The organism is Flavobacterium labens (assembly GCF_048286755.1).
In the GTDB taxonomy this organism is placed as follows: domain Bacteria; phylum Bacteroidota; class Bacteroidia; order Flavobacteriales; family Flavobacteriaceae; genus Flavobacterium.
The window spans coordinates 80169-97757 of record NZ_JBLVPL010000002.1 but is presented as its reverse complement, the minus strand read 5'-3'; the positions used below and the strand labels follow the sequence as shown (position 1 = coordinate 97757).

At 34.9% G+C, this 17589-nt stretch carries 17 protein-coding genes; 10 read left to right on the top strand and 7 right to left on the bottom strand.

The features are described 5' to 3' along the window. Window positions 1–32: 32 nt before the first annotated feature. Window positions 33–926, top strand: coding sequence for a lytic transglycosylase domain-containing protein (locus tag ACNQF8_RS07075; protein WP_417953138.1), 894 nt, complete (start codon window positions 33–35; stop codon window positions 924–926). A gap of 112 nt (window positions 927–1038) precedes the next feature. Here the strand turns inward: ACNQF8_RS07075 and ACNQF8_RS07070 are convergent, their stop codons facing one another. Next, window positions 1039–1554 carry a DUF2892 domain-containing protein gene (locus ACNQF8_RS07070; protein WP_315211501.1) on the bottom strand — a complete coding sequence of 172 codons (516 nt, stop codon included), beginning with the start codon at window positions 1552–1554 and terminating at the stop codon, window positions 1039–1041. Between the two features lie 164 nt (window positions 1555–1718). Between ACNQF8_RS07070 and rpmH the strand changes: the two genes are divergently transcribed. Together rpmH and carB are read left to right on the top strand one after the other, a co-directional pair. Then, on the top strand, window positions 1719–1880 hold the full coding sequence (gene rpmH / locus ACNQF8_RS07065) for a 50S ribosomal protein L34 (protein ID WP_007136275.1): 162 nt from the start codon (window positions 1719–1721) through the stop codon (window positions 1878–1880). Between the two features lie 157 nt (window positions 1881–2037). After that, a complete protein-coding gene (gene carB, locus ACNQF8_RS07060; protein WP_417953137.1) occupies window positions 2038–4893 on the top strand; it encodes a carbamoyl-phosphate synthase large subunit in 2856 nt (951 codons plus the stop codon). Window positions 4894–4956: 63 nt separating this feature from the next. Here the strand turns inward: carB and ACNQF8_RS07055 are convergent, their stop codons facing one another. From ACNQF8_RS07055 to ACNQF8_RS07045, 3 genes are all read right to left on the bottom strand, one after another. Next, entirely contained in the window at window positions 4957–5565 is a 609-nt protein-coding gene (locus tag ACNQF8_RS07055; RefSeq protein ID WP_417952641.1) for a YkgJ family cysteine cluster protein, read from the bottom strand. Between the two features lie 205 nt (window positions 5566–5770). Continuing rightward, window positions 5771–6664 (bottom strand): dienelactone hydrolase family protein, encoded by an 894-nt coding sequence (locus ACNQF8_RS07050; RefSeq protein WP_417953136.1) that lies wholly within the window; start codon window positions 6662–6664, stop codon window positions 5771–5773. Between the two features lie 154 nt (window positions 6665–6818). Continuing rightward, entirely contained in the window at window positions 6819–7454 is a 636-nt protein-coding gene (locus tag ACNQF8_RS07045) for a phosphoribosyltransferase (protein ID WP_417953135.1), read from the bottom strand. A 295-nt stretch (window positions 7455–7749) separates the two neighbouring features. On the opposite strand from ACNQF8_RS07045, the gene ACNQF8_RS07040 reads away from it, so the two are divergent. The 7 genes from ACNQF8_RS07040 to ACNQF8_RS07010 all read left to right on the top strand — a co-directional run bounded on the left by ACNQF8_RS07040 (window position 7750) and on the right by ACNQF8_RS07010 (window position 14453). Further along, window positions 7750–8703 carry an ion channel gene (locus ACNQF8_RS07040; protein WP_417953134.1) on the top strand — a complete coding sequence of 318 codons (954 nt, stop codon included), beginning with the start codon at window positions 7750–7752 and terminating at the stop codon, window positions 8701–8703. A 74-nt stretch (window positions 8704–8777) separates the two neighbouring features. Beyond that, complete coding sequence (locus tag ACNQF8_RS07035) at window positions 8778–9674, top strand: MerR family transcriptional regulator (protein WP_417953133.1); 897 nt, start codon at window positions 8778–8780, stop codon at window positions 9672–9674. Window positions 9675–9712: 38 nt separating this feature from the next. Further along, complete coding sequence (locus tag ACNQF8_RS07030; RefSeq protein ID WP_417953132.1) at window positions 9713–11188, top strand: phytoene desaturase family protein; 1476 nt, start codon at window positions 9713–9715, stop codon at window positions 11186–11188. Between the two features lies 1 nt (window position 11189). Beyond that, window positions 11190–12029, top strand: coding sequence for a phytoene/squalene synthase family protein (locus tag ACNQF8_RS07025; RefSeq protein ID WP_417952635.1), 840 nt, complete (start codon window positions 11190–11192; stop codon window positions 12027–12029). Window positions 12030–12075: 46 nt separating this feature from the next. Continuing rightward, window positions 12076–12516 (top strand): sterol desaturase family protein, encoded by a 441-nt coding sequence (locus ACNQF8_RS07020; RefSeq protein WP_113633487.1) that lies wholly within the window; start codon window positions 12076–12078, stop codon window positions 12514–12516. A gap of 180 nt (window positions 12517–12696) precedes the next feature. Next, window positions 12697–13158, top strand: a complete 462-nt coding sequence (locus ACNQF8_RS07015; protein WP_417952634.1) for an SRPBCC family protein — start codon at window positions 12697–12699, stop codon at window positions 13156–13158. Further along, a complete protein-coding gene (locus ACNQF8_RS07010) occupies window positions 13158–14453 on the top strand; it encodes a cryptochrome/photolyase family protein (RefSeq protein ID WP_417953131.1) in 1296 nt (431 codons plus the stop codon). The genes ACNQF8_RS07015 and ACNQF8_RS07010 overlap by 1 nt, the downstream gene beginning before the upstream one ends. Window positions 14454–14535: 82 nt before the next feature. Here ACNQF8_RS07010 and ACNQF8_RS07005 read toward each other — a convergent pair whose 3' ends face one another. The 3 genes from ACNQF8_RS07005 to ACNQF8_RS06995 all read right to left on the bottom strand — a co-directional run bounded on the left by ACNQF8_RS07005 (window position 14536) and on the right by ACNQF8_RS06995 (window position 17544). Next, on the bottom strand, window positions 14536–15954 hold the full coding sequence (locus ACNQF8_RS07005; RefSeq protein ID WP_417953130.1) for an SDR family oxidoreductase: 1419 nt from the start codon (window positions 15952–15954) through the stop codon (window positions 14536–14538). Window positions 15955–16093: 139 nt separating this feature from the next. Beyond that, complete coding sequence (folE, locus tag ACNQF8_RS07000; RefSeq protein WP_417983477.1) at window positions 16094–16705, bottom strand: GTP cyclohydrolase I FolE; 612 nt, start codon at window positions 16703–16705, stop codon at window positions 16094–16096. A 155-nt stretch (window positions 16706–16860) separates the two neighbouring features. Further along, window positions 16861–17544, bottom strand: a complete 684-nt coding sequence (locus ACNQF8_RS06995; protein ID WP_315211599.1) for an SDR family NAD(P)-dependent oxidoreductase — start codon at window positions 17542–17544, stop codon at window positions 16861–16863. Window positions 17545–17589: the final 45 nt, after the last annotated feature.

Sequence of the window (17589 nt, the reverse complement as noted above, 5' to 3'; positions counted from 1 at the left end):
TATAACGTTATGAAAGGCATAAAAAAGAAAAGATGAAATTGATAAATAAAGTTGCCATAATTCTTACCGTGATTTTTGCGAGTAGCGTATTTATTTTCGCCGCTAAAAATCCGTCAGAAGAAAAAGAGGTTACAAAAGAAATCGCAAGTGATTTTCCTGTAAAATTGGATTTCGCGGGCGAAGAAACACCATTAAAAATAGCAGATGTAAAAGAGCGTTTTGATAGAGAATTACTGGTAAATGTAAATCTCCATGCGTCCACTATTTTGGCTATAAAAAGAGCAAATCGTGCTTTTCCTATAATCGAGCCTATTTTGAAAAAGAATGGTATTCCAGATGATTTTAAATATCTGGCAGTTATAGAAAGTGGATTGGTAAATGTAGTTTCTCCGGCTGGAGCAAGAGGAATTTGGCAATTTATGCCGGAAACGGCCAAAGAGCGCGGAATGGAAGTCAATGAAAATGTGGATCAGCGCTATGATTTAGAAAAATCAACTCAGGCGGCCTGCAGTTATTTTTTAAGTGCCAAAGGAAAATTTGGAAGCTGGACTTTGGCGGCAGCCTCTTATAACGGAGGAATGACAGGTGTGAATAAACAAATTGACATTCAAAAAGTGACTAATTATTATGATTTGTTGCTTACCGAAGAAACGTCTCGCTATGTTTTCAGGATTTTAGCCTTGAAAGAGATTATGGAAAATCCTGTAAAATATGGTTTTACCATTGCTCCTGAAGAGTTGTATGGAATCTTGCCAACCAAGAAAATCGAAATTGATAGTACTATTACAGATTTGGCTGATTTTGCAAAAGGGCAAGGTATTAACTATAAGATTTTGAAAATTCACAATCCTTGGTTGAGAGAAACAAAATTGTTGAATGATACCGGTAAAAAATATCAAATCGAAATTCCGTTAAAAGGATATTAACTAATGGTTTGAACCATATAAGGCAATTAAGGAAAGATGTAAGTTTGACTTATTTAGGACAAAAAAAGGGTCAAATGTGTATCATTTGACCCTTTTTAGATAATTATAAAAATTATATTTTCTTCATTTGTTCTTTCATCATGACAATTTGATCTTTCAACATATTCTGTTTGTCTAATTTTTTAGCTTCGTTCAATAAGGAAGTTGCTTCAAGTTTACGACGACGTGTCATGGCAACTCCAGCTAAATTTAATTTGGCTACAGCCAAATCCATATCCATTGATAGTCCTAGTTCAATTGCTTTCTTGAAATATTTCTCCGCTTGATTGATATTCGTTTGTGAAAGCATGATTCCGTGAAGGTAATTAAAGTATCCTTGTTGTTTTTGAACCAAAGCTGTTTCCGGGTTTTTGATGTAAGCCAACCATTTTTTTGCCCCTTCAAAATCTTGTTTTCTTAGTTTTAAGAAAGCTAATAAGATGAATTCGTTTTTAAAGTAAAGGAAAATAGGAATTGCACTCAATAATATAAGGAAAATTCCATTACCGATATTGCTTTCTGTAAATTGCCAAATGCCAGTAATGATAATTAGTCCGGCGATAATAAGTTTAATATTTCTGTGAAACATAGTGTGATTATTTTAAGATCACAAATATAGTAAAATGAATTGAAAATATTTTTACAAAACTACTTGTGAGAAAAAAAAGTCTTTGTATATTTGCACTCGGTTTTAGAATAACAGTTATTCAAAAATAGGAAGACATATAAATAAGATTTTAAAGATACAAAGCAATGAGCAAAAGAACGTTTCAACCATCGAAAAGAAAAAGAAGAAATAAGCACGGATTTATGGACAGAATGGCTTCTGCTAATGGAAGAAAAGTTCTTGCGCGTAGAAGAGCTAAAGGAAGACATAAATTGACTGTTTCTTGCGAACCAAGACACAAAAAATAATGTTTCTATAAACATAAATAAGGCGTTACTTTTTTTAGTATCGCCTTTTTTTATACCTATTCGTTAAAAAAAGTTTAAGATTTACAGTTAAAGGGTTTGAGTTCAGTAACTTTAATCTTTTGAAGACAACAACTACACAACACAATAATACCATACAATGCCAAAAGATACATCCATAAAATCAGTTTTAATAATAGGTTCAGGTCCTATTGTTATTGGTCAAGCGTGCGAATTTGATTATGCAGGATCGCAATCTGCCCGTTCTATTCGTGAAGAAGGAATTGAAGTTATTTTGATAAACTCCAATCCGGCAACGATTATGACCGACCCATCCATGGCCGATCATGTTTATTTGAAGCCATTAACGACGAAATCAATTATCGAAATCCTTAAAGCACATCCTCAAATCGATGCCGTTTTACCTACAATGGGTGGACAAACCGCTTTGAACTTGTGTCTGGAAGCAGATGAAAAAGGAATTTGGGAAGATTTTGGAGTACGATTAATCGGGGTTGATGTAAATGCCATTAATATTACCGAAGACAGAGAGCAATTTAAACAATTGCTTCATAAAATAAATGTGCCTACAGCACCCGCAAAAATAGCTACTTCTTTCTTGGAAGGGAAAGAAATTGCACAAGAATTTGGTTTCCCATTAGTAATTCGTCCTTCGTTTACATTAGGTGGAACTGGAGCAGCTTTCGTTCATACCAAAGAAGAATTTGACGAAAAACTTTCTTACGGATTAGAAATGTCACCTATTCACGAAGTGCTGATTGATAAAGCTTTAATCGGTTGGAAAGAATACGAATTGGAATTATTGAGAGATAAAAACGACAATGTTGTTATTATTTGTTCTATCGAAAATATGGATCCAATGGGAATTCATACCGGAGATTCCATCACGGTTGCACCAGCAATGACATTATCAGATACGACTTTCCAAAAGTTACGTGATATGGCCATTTTGATGATGCGCAGTATCGGAAATTTTGCAGGAGGTTGTAATGTACAGTTTGCTGTTTCGCCAGACGAAAAAGAAGATATCGTAGCGATTGAAATCAACCCTCGTGTGTCTCGTTCATCCGCTTTAGCATCGAAAGCAACTGGTTATCCAATTGCAAAAATTGCTTCTAAACTGGCTTTAGGATATAATTTAGATGAATTGCAAAATCAAATTACAAAATCAACTTCGGCTTTATTCGAACCGACTTTAGATTATGTGATTGTAAAAATACCACGTTGGAATTTCGATAAATTTGAAGGAGCTGACAGAACGTTGGGACTTCAAATGAAATCGGTTGGGGAAGTAATGGGAATTGGACGTTCATTCCAAGAAGCCTTGCACAAAGCCACACAATCATTGGAAATCAAAAGAAATGGTTTAGGAGCTGATGGAAAAGGATATACTAATTATGAGCAAATTATCGAGAAATTGACTTTTGCTAGTTGGGATCGTGTTTTCGTTATTTATGATGCTATCGCCATGGGAATTCCGTTGAGCCGTATTCATGAAATTACCAGAATTGATATGTGGTTCTTGAAACAATATGAAGAATTATATGTTTTAGATAAAGAGATTTCTAAATATACCGTAGCCAATTTGCCAAGAGAATTGTTGCTTGAAGCCAAACAAAAAGGTTTTGCCGACAGACAAATTGCACACATGATGAGTTGCAAGGAAAGCCAAGTGCATACGTTGCGTACAGACATGAACATCAACCGTGTGTTTAAATTGGTGGATACTTGTGCGGCAGAATTTAAAGCTAAAACACCTTATTATTATTCTACTTTTGAGGCCGAAATAGAAAAAGCAGATGGAACACGTTACGTTGACAACGAAAGTGTTGTAACAGACAAAAAGAAAATAATCGTTCTTGGGTCAGGCCCAAATAGAATTGGACAAGGAATTGAGTTTGATTATTCTTGTGTTCACGGAGTTTTGGCAGCAAAAGAATGTGGTTATGAAACGATAATGATTAACTGTAATCCGGAAACAGTTTCGACTGATTTTGATACAGCGGATAAATTGTATTTCGAGCCGGTTTTCTGGGAACATATTTATGATATTATCCAACATGAAAAACCAGAAGGTGTAATTGTGCAATTAGGAGGTCAAACTGCCTTGAAATTAGCCGAAAAACTGTCTAAATACGGAGTGAAAATCATAGGGACCAGTTTTGATGCCTTGGATTTAGCCGAAGACAGAGGTCGTTTCTCTGATTTGTTAACGGAATTGAACATTCCTTTCCCACAATTCGGGATTGCGGAAACGGCGGATGAAGCGGCAGCTTTAGCAGATACTTTAGACTTTCCATTATTGATTCGTCCTTCGTATGTGTTGGGTGGTCAGGGAATGAAAATCGTAATCAACAAGAAAGAGTTGGAAGAGCACGTTATCAATTTATTGAAAACAATTCCAGGGAATAAATTGCTTTTAGACCATTATTTGGCCGGAGCAATCGAAGCGGAAGCGGATGCGATTTGTGATGCGGATGGAAATGTGTATATCATAGGAATTATGGAGCACATCGAACCTTGCGGAGTTCACTCGGGCGATAGTAATGCTACTTTGCCACCGTTTAACTTAGGAGAATTTGTTATGCAACAAATAAAAGATCACACCGTTAAAATTGCTAGAGCTTTAAAAACAGTTGGTTTAATAAACATTCAGTTTGCGATTAAAGACGATACGGTTTATATCATTGAAGCGAATCCAAGAGCATCCCGTACGGTTCCATTTATTGCAAAAGCATACGGAGAACCTTATGTGAACTATGCGACTAAAGTGATGTTAGGACACAATAAAGTAACCGATTTTACTTTCAACCCACAATTAAAAGGATATGCTATTAAACAACCTGTTTTCTCTTTCAGTAAGTTCCAAAATGTGAACAAAGCATTAGGACCAGAAATGAAATCAACAGGAGAAAGCATCTTGTTTATTGATGACTTGAAAGACGATCAGTTCTACGAATTGTACTCTAGAAGAAAAATGTATTTGAGCAAATAAGCTTGAGTTTATAAAGTGAAAAAGCCCCGTTTGGGGCTTTTTTTATGGAATGTATTTTGTGTTTTAGGCGATGTTTTCGAGGCCGCCCGGAAACGGTCTGTACGCATAATAATGCAAGACTTCTTCGATGGCAGTTATTAAAGCTTCATTTATGGGAAGTATGGTAGTGGCTAGTCTATTATCAATTTGTGAGAGTTGCATGTAATAATCAGTAAAAACGGGTACGTAGAGTCCTTTGCTAATGGCTTCTTCGGCGGTATTGTAGTTTTCTTGTTGTCCTTCTTTGATTATCTTACAAGTGGCTAATCGCAATTTGCCATATTTGTCTCTACTGGCGGCATACCCAAAAAGCCTGCAAATCAATCCTCGATAGCGATAATTGCTGCAACTTCCCATATTTCTGTCAATAACAGTTAGAGGTCGGTACAAATGGCAATTACTGTCGGATTTGTTGTTTAACTCGACTAACATATCCTCGGCTTTCCCGTTTAAAAATAAATACAATGCCCAGGGTAAAAACTCTAAAGGCGAAGCATTGATGTCAGGAGTGGAACAACACTTGCCACAACCGGTGCGACACTGTAAATGAGTTTCTGATTGGAACACCGTAACTTCATTTTCAAGACGGTCAAATAATTCTTCGACCAATCGAACCTTGTGCTCTATAGACATTTTTTTTTGTAAGGTAGGCTATTAAAAACCGTTATAGGGATAATGCCGTTTTACTTGCGGATTATATTTTTGAAATTAATGTACGTTTACGAGTGTGTGAGGTCGAGTCTGTATTATTCATATTATTTTTTGTAAGATAATTTGTAAAAATAGATAAATAATAAAGTCCCAATCAAGGGACTTTATTACTATCAAAATTCTGAAACTATTTCTTCTTCAATTTGTCTTTGAAAAAATCTATCGTTCTTGTCCACGATAAAGTGGCGGCTTTTTCATCGTATCTGGGTGTGGTATTATTATGAAAACCATGATTCACGCCTTCATAGAAATAAGCAACATGTTCTACTTTATTCTTTTTAAGAATGGCTTCAAAAGCTGGCCAACCTTCATTTACGCGTGTGTCTAAACTGGCATATTGCGCTAGGATAGGCGTTTTTATTTTTTCGGCTTCTGCTGCTGTGGGTTGTCCGCCGTAATAAGGAACTGCGGCACATAGATCTGGAATTTTTACCGCCATCATATTGGCAATCCAACCTCCAAAACAAAATCCTACCACACCAATACGACCATTAAAATCTTTGTGGGATTTCAGGTATTCGTAGGCTGCAATGAAGTCTTCGAGCATTTCTTCACGGGTACGTTTTTTTTGTAATTCTCTTCCTGCATCATCATTTCCGGGATAACCGCCCAGTGGCGATAAAGCATCCGGTGCCAAAGTGATAAATCCTTCCACGGCGGCTCTTCGTCCTACATCTTCAATATAGGGATTTAATCCTCGGTTTTCATGTACCACAATGATTCCCGGTAATTTCTTTTTGGTTCCTTTGGGTTGGGATAAAAGTCCTTTAATTTTCCCTCCACCTTTAGGAGAATCGTAAGTGATGAATTCTGATTTTAACCTTGGATCACCAGGTTTTATTAAAATAGAATCAATATAATTAGGTGTCATAAAGCCAAGAAGTGACGGAAGTGTAAGTGTTCCTACCGCAAACAAGGATAGTTTCTCGACGAATTGTCTTCTTTCTATTTTGTTATGGGCGTAATCATCGTATAAGTCAAATACTTCCTGACTGATGTCTTCTTTGGTTAGTTTTTTCATAGCATTTATTTTGATTCAACTAATTTAGGAAAAAAAGCGATTGTTTTAGCATTTGTGGTAATTGCAATTTTTTTAGTTTATAATTTTGAAAAGAAGAAATCTGATTTTTCTATCATTTCAAATTTTGAAAATAAAACTGCAGCTTAATACAATATTAGTCAGTATCTATGGGAATACTCAATAAGTGTATCACTTCTTCATCTTCGACTTGATTGAATTCTTCATAAAATCCGCCCACACCTCTAAAATTTTTTGAAGCTATTAGATAGATAAATTCATCGGCGTTTTTTTTAATTACAGGCACGTTTTCATACGGAATTACAGGTGTAGCTACAATTATTTTTGCTGGATTTTTTTTTCGAAGCATGCTTACACTGGCAAGTAAAGTATTTCCTGTAGCGATGCCATCATCTACTAAGATTATATTTTTCCCTTTCACATCCAGCGGTTTTTTATTGCCCATGTAATGCTGATATTTCTCTGCCATTAATTTCCGCAATCGGATAATTTCATTGTCTATATATATTTTAGGAACATTTGGATGTTCATCAAGAATCATGGAATCTGAGGAGACGGCACCTATCGCAAATTCTATATTACTGGGATGTCCTATTTTTTTTGAAAGAACGATGTCTAAAGAAAGGTGTAAACTTTTAGCAATTATATATCCCACAGGCACTCCACCTCTTGGAACGGCAAGTACTATGGTATCGCTATTTTGGTATTTTTTTAGTTTTTCTGAAAGCAATATACCCGCCTCAATTCTATCTTTTAACATCCCGTCATACATGATTCTAATTTTATGTTGAAATAAAAAATAAAGTGTATAAATATATTGATTTTCAAACAATTACGTTTATTTTTTTGAAAATATTTAATGTATAAATTATGAATTGTTAAAAAAATAAATTTCTAGAAAGCGAACATTAATGAGAGATTTAAAACTGTTTTTACAAATGAAAGAATAGTTTTGTAAAAACAAGTTGGATTTAGGAATGGCTTATTTGAAAGGTGAAATCACTTCCTAATTTATAAAAGGTTTTTTGCTATTTTTACCTCACAATAAATGAATAGCAATAACCGCAATGAAGAAAATAAATTCAAAAGCAAAGGCAGATACAAATACTGGTTTTGGAACAAATGCCAATAATTATGGTGGACGTTTTGTGAATAAAAATGGAACTGCTAATGTAGAGAAACGCGGTATGCATCTTTTGCATCGTATTAGTTGGTATCATACCATGATTGATTTGCCAAGATGGAAATTCATGTTAATTCTTTTGTTATTTTACGTGGGTATGAATTTTCTATTTGCGTTGCTGTATTATGCTATTGGAATCGAAAATTTGAATGGGATTGATGCTACAGGTTCAAATTGGGTTCAATTTGGTCAAGCCTATTTTTTTAGTGCACAAACATTTACCACAGTGGGATATGGACACATTAGTCCTTCCGGTTTTTTAACTAGTTTATTAGCTGCTGCAGAAGCTTTGATAGGATTGTTGAGTTTCGCAATTGCTACCGGTTTATTCTTTGGACGTTTCAGCAAGCCTACTGCTTTTTTGAAATTTTCTCACAATGCCTTGATCGCTCCTTATGGAGAAATAAAAGGTTTAATGATACGAATTACACCTTTTAAAAATACTAATTTTACTGATGCTGAAGCCAAAATTACTCTTGGTATGAGTGTGGAGGAGAATGGTACTAAAACGAACAAATTTTATGCTTTAGATTTAGAATTGGAAAGAATAAATGCATTAACCTTAAGCTGGACTTTAGTGCATCCCATAACCGAAAACAGTCCGTTGTATAACTTAACTAAAGAAGATTTTGATAGTATTCATGGAGAAATCCTTGTTTTTGTAAAAACCTTTGATGATATGTTTAGTAATACCGTTGCCATTAGGACTTCATATACTTTTGAGGAAGTTATTTACGGAGCTAAATTTGAACCTATGTACACAAGAAGTACTGATAATTCCAAAACTGTCCTTGATTTAGACAAATTAAATGCTTTTTACAGCGTCACTTTGGAATAATGCAATAGTTTTCAAATTATTTCAAATTTATAATAAAATTTATTTTACATTTGTTTATTAAATTTAGATAAACGATGAACAATATAAAAAGTGTGTTTAGTATAAAAGATCTTGAAAACCTTTCGGGGATCAAAGCGCATACTATACGAATCTGGGAGAAAAGATATGATATTCTTCAACCGATGCGTACAGATACTAATATCCGATTGTACGATTTGGCTAGTTTGCAAAAACTATTAAACATTACTTTGCTACATGACTATGGCTATAAAATTTCAAAAATAGCTACCTATCCACAAGATAAAATTCCATCTCTTGTACGAGAAATAATTTCAAATAAAACAGCCAAAAGCCACGCTATTAGTGAGTTCAAAATGGCAATGATGAACTTTGATCAAGAGCTTTTCTTTAATACATACAATTGGTTAATCGCTGAAAAATCATTCAAAGAAGTCTTTCATCAAGTTTTCATTCCTTTGATGAACGAGTTGGGGTTATTGTGGCAATCCGATACTATAACACCTGCTCACGAACATTTCATCAGCTATTTAATTAAACAAAAACTATTAATAAATACTGAAAAACTTCAAATTTTAAAGCAGACCAAACTGGATAAAGTTTTTGTTTTGTCTCTGCCTATGAATGAAATTCACGAATTGGGCTTGATGTATCTCAATTATGAAATTTTATTACATGGATACAAAACCATTTATCTAGGGGAAAGTATGCCAATTGAAAATCTAAAAGATTTGAAAAAGCATTTTGATTCCATTGTTTTTGTGTCGTACCTAACGGTTCAGCCTGAAAAAGATATATTAGACAGTTACATCCAAAAAATGTCTGATGAGTTATTGGATGATACTACGGAATTATGGTATCTTGGTAGAATGGTTGAGTTTATTAAAAAAGAAGAACTTTCTGATCGAATTACAATTTTTAATTCAATTACGGAATTAGTCGACTGGATTTAATTGTTTTTGTTTAAACAATTAGTATATTTGCTAAACAAATGAAGAAAATAAAAAAAATTACAATTATAGGTTCTGGTTTCTCTGCATTGGCAGCTTCGGCGTATTTAGCACAAAGTGGTCATGATGTTACGGTTTATGAAAAAAACGCAACAATTGGAGGGCGAGCACGTCAACTAAAGAGAGAAGGTTTTACCTTTGATATGGGACCAAGTTGGTACTGGATGCCAGATGTTTTCGAACGTTTCTTTGCTGATTTTGGAAAGAAGACCACTGATTATTATGAACTTATTAAGTTGTCTCCTGCCTACAGAGTGTATTACGGAATCGATGATTTTATATCAATAGCAGACAATTTAGCTGAAATTATATTCGCTTTTGAAGCTATCGAAAAAGGAAGCGGTAAAATTCTAAACGAATTTATGACTGAAGCCAAAAGTAATTACGATATCGCCATTAAAGATTTGGTTTACCGTCCAGGTGTTTCTCCACTCGAATTGATAACCGCAGAAACAGCCATGAAAGTGGGACAATTTTTTAGCAATATCAGTAAAGATGTTCGCAAGAAATTTAAAAATGAAAGGCTAATCCAAATATTGGAATTTCCAGTATTGTTTCTTGGCGCAAAGCCATCAGATACGCCTTCGTTTTACAGTTTTATGAACTATGCTGATTTTGGTCTTGGAACTTGGCATCCTAAAACAGGAATGTTTGATGTCGTTCGGGGAATGGAAAGTTTAGCGCGAGAGTTGGGAGTGAAATTTCAAACTAATTCAAACATCGAAAAAATTATTGTCAAAAATAAAACTGCAGTAGCCCTGCAGGTCAACGGAGAAATTATTGCTTCCGATTTAATTTTGAGTGGTGCTGATTACCATCACACCGAAACTTTATTGAATCAGGAACATCGAGCGTATTCAGAAAAATATTGGGATAGCCGAGTTTTCGCACCTTCCTCATTATTATTTTATGTTGGTTTCAACAAAAAAATAGAAAATATTTCGCATCATGCATTGTTTTTTGATGTTGATTTTTACCAACATGCTAAAGATATTTATGATGAGCCACAATGGCCAAAGGAACCGTTGTTTTATGCCAATTTTCCATCAGTGACAGATAAAACTGCCGCTCCAGAAGGAATGGAATCTGGCTTTTTCTTAGTGCCTTTGGCTCCGGGAATTAATGATACTGAGGCTTTACGAGAAGAATATTTTGATAAAATAATAAATCGTTTTGAAACTTTAACACAGCAAAGCGTCAAAAATAATATTATATTTAAGCAATCATTCTGTAAAAATGACTTTGTGTCGGAGTACAATTCATATAAAGGGAATGCTTACGGTATGGCAAATACATTATTGCAAACGGCTTTTTTGAGACCAAAATTAAAAAGTAAAAAAGTTAAGAATCTATATTTCACTGGTCAATTGACCGTTCCGGGACCTGGTGTTCCGCCAGCATTAATTTCTGGAAAATTAGTGTCGGAATTAATTAATAAGCAATTTTCAGAACAATAGTATGAAGCAATTATTTGATGATGTATCTTTTAAATGTAGCAAGTTAGTTACAAAAAACTATAGCACCTCTTTCTCGCTGGCGGTTTACATGCTGTCGCCAAGTATTAGGGATGCCATATATAGTATCTATGGTTTTGTTCGTTTTGCAGATGAAATCGTTGATTCATTCCACGGTTTTGATAAAGAAAGTTTAATCACAGAGTTTGAGGATGAATATTACAAAGCCTTTGATAGAGGTATTAGTTTAAATCCTATATTGAATTCTTTCCAGCAAACGGTGAAGCAAAACAACATATCTGATGATCTTATTCAGGCTTTCTTAAAAAGTATGAAATTAGATTTGATAAAATCAGATTATAACAGCAAAGCGGAATATGATGATTATATTTATGGTTCTGCTGATGTAGTAGGGTTGATGTGTCTTAAAGTTTTCGTGGCCGGTGACGATAAACGTTATGAGCAACTGAAAGACGAAGCAATGCGATTGGGTTCTGCGTTCCAGAAAGTGAATTTTCTTCGGGATTTGAAGGATGATAATCTGGTTTTGAACCGTAATTATTTTCCTGGTGTCGATTTAAATTCGTTTGATGAAAATGCAAAGACTGCAATCATCAATGAGATCGAAGAAGATTTCAGAGTCGCTTATGAAGGAATTGTGAAACTTCCTATCGAAGCTAAGTTTGGTGTATACACAGCTTTTGTGTACTACAAAAAACTATTAAAAAAATTAGAAAACACGCCTTGTCACGAAATAGGAAACGCAAGAATCCGAGTTTCTAACTATACCAAAGCTGGTTTATTGGCAAAGTCTTTTGTGTCTTATAAATTGAAGCTAGTTTAATTACAACTTGTTTTTAAAGAATTGTTATACTTAAATACAGAATAAAATGATATTTTTTTTGATTTTTCTAGGTACTTTTTTAATAATGGAATGCGTCACTTGGCTTACGCACAAGTATGTAATGCACGGTTCAATGTGGTATTTTCACGCTGACCATCACCAACCCAAATACGCGAATGTTTTCGAACGAAATGACATCTTTTTCGTCATTTTCGCTATCCCAAGCATCGTTCTTTTTTATTACGGTGTCGAAGGCGGTTTAAACTATAAATTCTTTATCGGACTTGGAATTATGTTTTACGGGATGTGTTATTTCATGATTCATGATGTGCTAATCCATCAACGTTTCAAGTGGTTCAAAAACACGAATAACAAGTATTTAATAGGCTTGCGAAAAGCCCACAAAGTACATCACAAACACCTGGGCAAGGAGCACGGTGAGTGTTTCGGAATGCTTTTTGTACCTTTCAAATACTACAAAATATAAAGTTTAATTTGGGCGTGACCCAGCTTTCACTAGCATTACAGCGGGGTCGGGCTATCCCTTCCCGCTTTTTTATAATTGGTCTCGTTCTGAAAAAACGAGACCAATTATAAAAAGAGCTTCACTATTATCCCTCACGCGAACACAATGTTCCATGAAGGCATTTATCTTTAAAACACAACCATGAAAATATACAAACAAGAAACCGTTCAGCATGTAAATGCAACTGTCGAAGAATGTTGGTCCTTTTTTTCGAACCCCAAAAATCTTCAGAAAATCACACCGGAAGGAATGGGTTTTCAAATCACGGATTTTGATCAAAAATCCATGTATCCGGGACAAATCATTCAGTATAAAGTAACGCCACTTTTTGGGATAACTTTATCTTGGATGACTGTAATCACTCAAGTAAAGGAAAATAGTTATTTTATAGATGAACAACGTTTTGGTCCATACAGTTTTTGGCATCACAAACATTTTTTTGAAGCAACATCAAACGGAACTAAAATGACAGATGTCGTACATTACGGATTGCCGCTTGGTTTTCTGGGCCGAATCATGAATACATTGGTCGTTAAAAATAAATTGAAATCTATTTTCGAATACCGTGTCACTAAAGTGGACGAAATGTTTAATGCAAAGTAATGAGCAAGCAAGAAGTTTCTATTTTTTGGTTCAGACGTGACTTGCGTCTGGAAGATAATGTAGGTTTATTTCAAGCGCTACATTCGGAACATGCGGTGATTCCGTTGTTTATTTTTGATGATTCCATTTTAGATAGTTTACCAAAAAATGATGCCCGGGTGGGTTTCATCCATGAATCACTTTCTAAAATAAATACGCAATTACAGGAAATTGGAAGCTCACTTTTGGTCAAAAAAGGAAAAACTTTTGATGTTTGGCAATCACTTTTAGAAGAATATGATGTCAAAGAAGTTTTTTTCAACAAAGATTACGAACCGTATGCGATACAACGTGAAACGGCAATTTGTGAACTTTTAGAAACTAATAAAACCATTACTTATTCTTTTAAAGATCAAGTGATTTTCGAGGAAAAAGAAATCACAAAAGCAGATGGATTGCCATATACTGTATACACTCCTTTTAAAAATAAATGGCTAGAAAAATACAAATCAATGGCGCCGGTTCAGGAATATGATACTGCTGCTTATTTTTCTAATTTCCATAAAAACAGTTTTGCTTTTCCTTCTTTAGAACAAATAGGTTTCGATGAAAGTCCCATAAAAGTAAAACCTCACAACTTAAAATTCATTTCAAATTATCAAGATATAAGAGATTTTCCAGCCATGGATAAAACCTCGTATCTGTCACCACATTTACGTTTTGGAACGGTAAGCGTCCGGAAATTAGTTAACTGGGCTTTTCACAAAAACGATGTCTTTTTGAGTGAATTGATTTGGAGAGAATTCTTTATGCAAATCTTATTCAGTTTTCCAAAAGTCGTTACCCAAAACTTCAAATCAGCTTATGATGGAATTCAATGGCGTAATAATGAAGAAGATTTCAAGCGCTGGTGCTCGGGAACAACTGGTTATCCAATGGTCGATGCCGGTATGCGTCAACTCAATGAAACCGGTTACATGCACAACAGAGTCCGCATGGTTGTGGCGAGTTTTTTGTGTAAACATTTGATGATTCAGTGGCAATGGGGTGAAGCCTATTTTGCCGAAAAATTATTAGATTACGATATGTCTGCCAATGTAGGTAACTGGCAGTGGGCAGCAGGAACCGGTTGTGATGCTGCACCTTATTTCCGTGTTTTCAATCCGGAGATTCAGCAAAAAAAGTTTGATGAAAAAGGAATCTACATCCGAAAATGGATTAAAGAATTCGATTTAGGATACGGAAAACCTATGGTAGAACACGCAATGGCGAGAGATAGAGCGATTGCGACTTACAAAGCCGGAATTCTTAAATAAAAGATACAAATTGAACAGATTTATAATCTGTTCAATTTGTATTCTCCTTTTTCCAGCAGGTACAGAAAAGGATATTTATTTACTACTTAATCAATTTCTTGAGCATTCCTTCGAAAATAAATCCATGAAACGGTAAAACGGAATACCAATATAATTTTCCCCAAATTCCTTTTGGTCTGAAAGTCGCCGCTTGATACAAAGTATTTCCGATAATTTTAAATTCTAACCAAGCTTCACCTGGTAATTTCATTTCAGCAAATAAGATTAGTTTTCCCTCTTCTTTATTGGCATACAAAACGCGCCAAAAATCCAAAGCATCCCCAGAATGGATATCGTGTCGGTTTGTTCTTCCTCTACGGGAACCTACGCCACCGTATAATTTATCAATAAAACCGCGTAAATTCCACAACCAATCGCCATAATACCAACCTGTATCACCGCCAATGGACCAAATCCTGTTGATGGTGAAATCACGATCTATGATTTCCATTTTGCGACGGTCAATGTAGCAATCCTTTTTAGGAACTTTCAAATATTCCGACATGTTACTATTAAAACGTCCGCTGACCAAGGAATCTTTCCAACTCGAAGCGACTTTATCTTCGTCTACTTTTATTAATGCGCGAGAAAGTGCTTGTTTGTAGGACATCGGCGTAACATGCAGTAATTCATTGATTCGGTTATCACTGCAAACTACTTCAACTTTCATGCTGCTGACCAGAGCTGACGCGAGTCTATACGATGTTGAGGTTACAAAATAGAGCCAATACGAAGATAATTTTGGCGTCATGATAGGAACGGTAAATATCCATCGTTTTAACTTTTTGGCTTCAGCAAAACCCAAAAGCATTTCTTTGTACGTCAAAATATCTGGTCCGCCAATGTCAAAACTCTGGTTGTAGGTAAGCGGATTTAATAATGATTTGGATAAAAATTCAAGAACATCCGGAATTGCAATCGGCTGACATTTGGTATTCAGCCATTTTGGAGTAATCATAATGGGAAGTTTATTCACTAAATCCCGAATTATTTCAAACGATGCGCTTCCAGAACCTACAATAATTCCCGCTCTCAATGTAGTTGCGGCAAAAGTTCCTATATTTAAAATTTCTTCTACCTTTTTTCTGGAGGATAAATGTTTCGATAATGATTTGTCATTGACAATTCCGCTCAAATAAATAACTTGTTTTACATTGGTTTCATTCAAGCGTTGCACAAAATTTACTGCAGATTCACTTTCCAATTCATCAAAATTAGACGCGGATCCTGACATGGAATGAATCAGATAGTAAGCTGCATCAATATCTTCAGGGATAGCGGTCAATGTTTCCTGATTCAGAAAATCAACTTCAATTACCGTAACATTTTTTTGATATTCAACTGGACAATAAAACCTGTTTTTATCTCTTACACAACAGATTATTTCATGTTCTTGTGCCACCAACAAAGGCAAAAGTCTTTTCCCGATATAACCTGTCGCGCCTGTTAAGAGAATTTTCATGGTTTGCATTTTTTTTGCCACGAATTACAAGAATTAACTCCAATTTTTAAGCAATCAGAATATCTGTGATAATCTGTTTAATCCGTGTAATCCGTGTGCAGTTTTTTTATTCAGTACATTGGTATTCCAATAATTAAAATTAACTTAATTTATTGGAAATTAAGCTAATAAATTCTTTTCTTGTTTTGTCTTTCTCGAAAGCTCCTGTAAAAGAAGAAGTCGTTGTAACTGAATTTTGTTTTTGAATCCCGCGCATTTGCATACACATATGTTGCGCTTCAATTACAACAGCAACACCAAGTGGATTCAGAGCGTCCTGAATACAATTTTTGATTTGGTCTGTCAATCGTTCCTGCACTTGCATTCTTCGGGCAAAAGCATCTACTACTCTTGGGATTTTACTTAAACCTACAATTTTTCCATTTGGAATATACGCTACGTGAGCTTTTCCAAAAAACGGTAACATGTGGTGCTCACACATGGAATATACTTCGATGTCTTTTACCACAATCATTTGTTGGTGATCTTCGGTAAACATTGCTGATTTTAGGATTTCCAATGGATCTAATCCGTAACCATGAGTTAAATATTGCATCGCTTTCGCAACACGTTCTGGTGTTTTTTCTAACCCTTCGCGAGTCACATCTTCGCCTAAATTGTCAATTATCACTCTATAATTATCAGCTAACGATTCTGTTATTTCAGTGTCGTATTGTTCAATTTTTTCGTAACTTTTCATTTCTTTTATCATGGTGTTCTATCTTTCAATATTAAGTTTGGCTAATTATTTTATTGGATTTTTTTTTTTGAACCATTATGGAATTAAGAAAAATTAAGTAATCTCTATATAAACTTATTTCCTTAATGGTTTAAGAATTTATTTTTTGATGGGAAGTAATTACTTCTTTATATTTTAAAAGTCACTATTCCGTAATCCATCTCGAATATTTGACCTGAAATTGATTTTGCGTTTTCCGAAATTAGGAAATCGGCCATATTTGCTACTTCTTCCGGTTTTAGATATCCTTTCATCGGGTGGCGTTCCACCATATTTTCTTTCATTCGGTCATTTCTCAAAATGCCTGCTGAAAGTGATGTTTCGGTAATCGTGGGAGCAATGGCATTGATGCGTACTACCGAAGCTAATTCTGCTCCCAACGATTTTACTAGTCCTTCAATTCCAGCTTTTGCAGTAGCGATACTAGCATGAAACGGCATTCCTAATTTTGCAGCTACCGTGCTAAACAAAACAATCGATGGATTAGTTCCCTTTTTTAAAACAGGTAAATATTTCTGGATGGCTTTTACAGCGCCAATGACATTAATTTCAAAATCATTTCTGAAATCATCGATGCTCAAACTTCCGATGGGTTTTAAATTGATAGAACCCGGACAGTAAATTAAAGTGTCAATGTTTTCGATTTCCGGTAGTGTATCTTTTAAAACATCTACACTAAAATGTTTCAGGTTGGGATGTGTAATGTCTGGCGCATTTCTACTGATGTTGTAGACTATGTTTGTTTCTAATTGTTGCAACAAAATAGCACTGCCAATTCCTTTACTACCACCAATGATTACTATATTTTTCATTTTTTTATATGTTATTATTTTAACTGATTACTGATTACTGCTCAC

What these genes read in the sequence shown, in the direction of transcription:
- ACNQF8_RS07075 (WP_417953138.1), top strand. Translation starts at nt 33, where the DNA reads ATGAAATTGATAAATAAAGTTGCCATAATTCTTACCGTGATTTTTGCG.
- ACNQF8_RS07070 (WP_315211501.1), bottom strand. Translation starts at nt 1,554, where the DNA reads ATGTTTCACAGAAATATTAAACTTATTATCGCCGGACTAATTATCATT.
- rpmH (WP_007136275.1), top strand. Translation starts at nt 1,719, where the DNA reads ATGAGCAAAAGAACGTTTCAACCATCGAAAAGAAAAAGAAGAAATAAG.
- carB (WP_417953137.1), top strand. Translation starts at nt 2,038, where the DNA reads ATGCCAAAAGATACATCCATAAAATCAGTTTTAATAATAGGTTCAGGT.
- ACNQF8_RS07055 (WP_417952641.1), bottom strand. Translation starts at nt 5,565, where the DNA reads ATGTCTATAGAGCACAAGGTTCGATTGGTCGAAGAATTATTTGACCGT.
- ACNQF8_RS07050 (WP_417953136.1), bottom strand. Translation starts at nt 6,664, where the DNA reads ATGAAAAAACTAACCAAAGAAGACATCAGTCAGGAAGTATTTGACTTA.
- ACNQF8_RS07045 (WP_417953135.1), bottom strand. Translation starts at nt 7,454, where the DNA reads ATGTATGACGGGATGTTAAAAGATAGAATTGAGGCGGGTATATTGCTT.
- ACNQF8_RS07040 (WP_417953134.1), top strand. Translation starts at nt 7,750, where the DNA reads ATGAAGAAAATAAATTCAAAAGCAAAGGCAGATACAAATACTGGTTTT.
- ACNQF8_RS07035 (WP_417953133.1), top strand. Translation starts at nt 8,778, where the DNA reads ATGAACAATATAAAAAGTGTGTTTAGTATAAAAGATCTTGAAAACCTT.
- ACNQF8_RS07030 (WP_417953132.1), top strand. Translation starts at nt 9,713, where the DNA reads ATGAAGAAAATAAAAAAAATTACAATTATAGGTTCTGGTTTCTCTGCA.
- ACNQF8_RS07025 (WP_417952635.1), top strand. Translation starts at nt 11,190, where the DNA reads ATGAAGCAATTATTTGATGATGTATCTTTTAAATGTAGCAAGTTAGTT.
- ACNQF8_RS07020 (WP_113633487.1), top strand. Translation starts at nt 12,076, where the DNA reads ATGATATTTTTTTTGATTTTTCTAGGTACTTTTTTAATAATGGAATGC.
- ACNQF8_RS07015 (WP_417952634.1), top strand. Translation starts at nt 12,697, where the DNA reads ATGAAAATATACAAACAAGAAACCGTTCAGCATGTAAATGCAACTGTC.
- ACNQF8_RS07010 (WP_417953131.1), top strand. Translation starts at nt 13,158, where the DNA reads ATGAGCAAGCAAGAAGTTTCTATTTTTTGGTTCAGACGTGACTTGCGT.
- ACNQF8_RS07005 (WP_417953130.1), bottom strand. Translation starts at nt 15,954, where the DNA reads ATGAAAATTCTCTTAACAGGCGCGACAGGTTATATCGGGAAAAGACTT.
- folE (WP_417983477.1), bottom strand. Translation starts at nt 16,705, where the DNA reads ATGATAAAAGAAATGAAAAGTTACGAAAAAATTGAACAATACGACACT.
- ACNQF8_RS06995 (WP_315211599.1), bottom strand. Translation starts at nt 17,544, where the DNA reads ATGAAAAATATAGTAATCATTGGTGGTAGTAAAGGAATTGGCAGTGCT.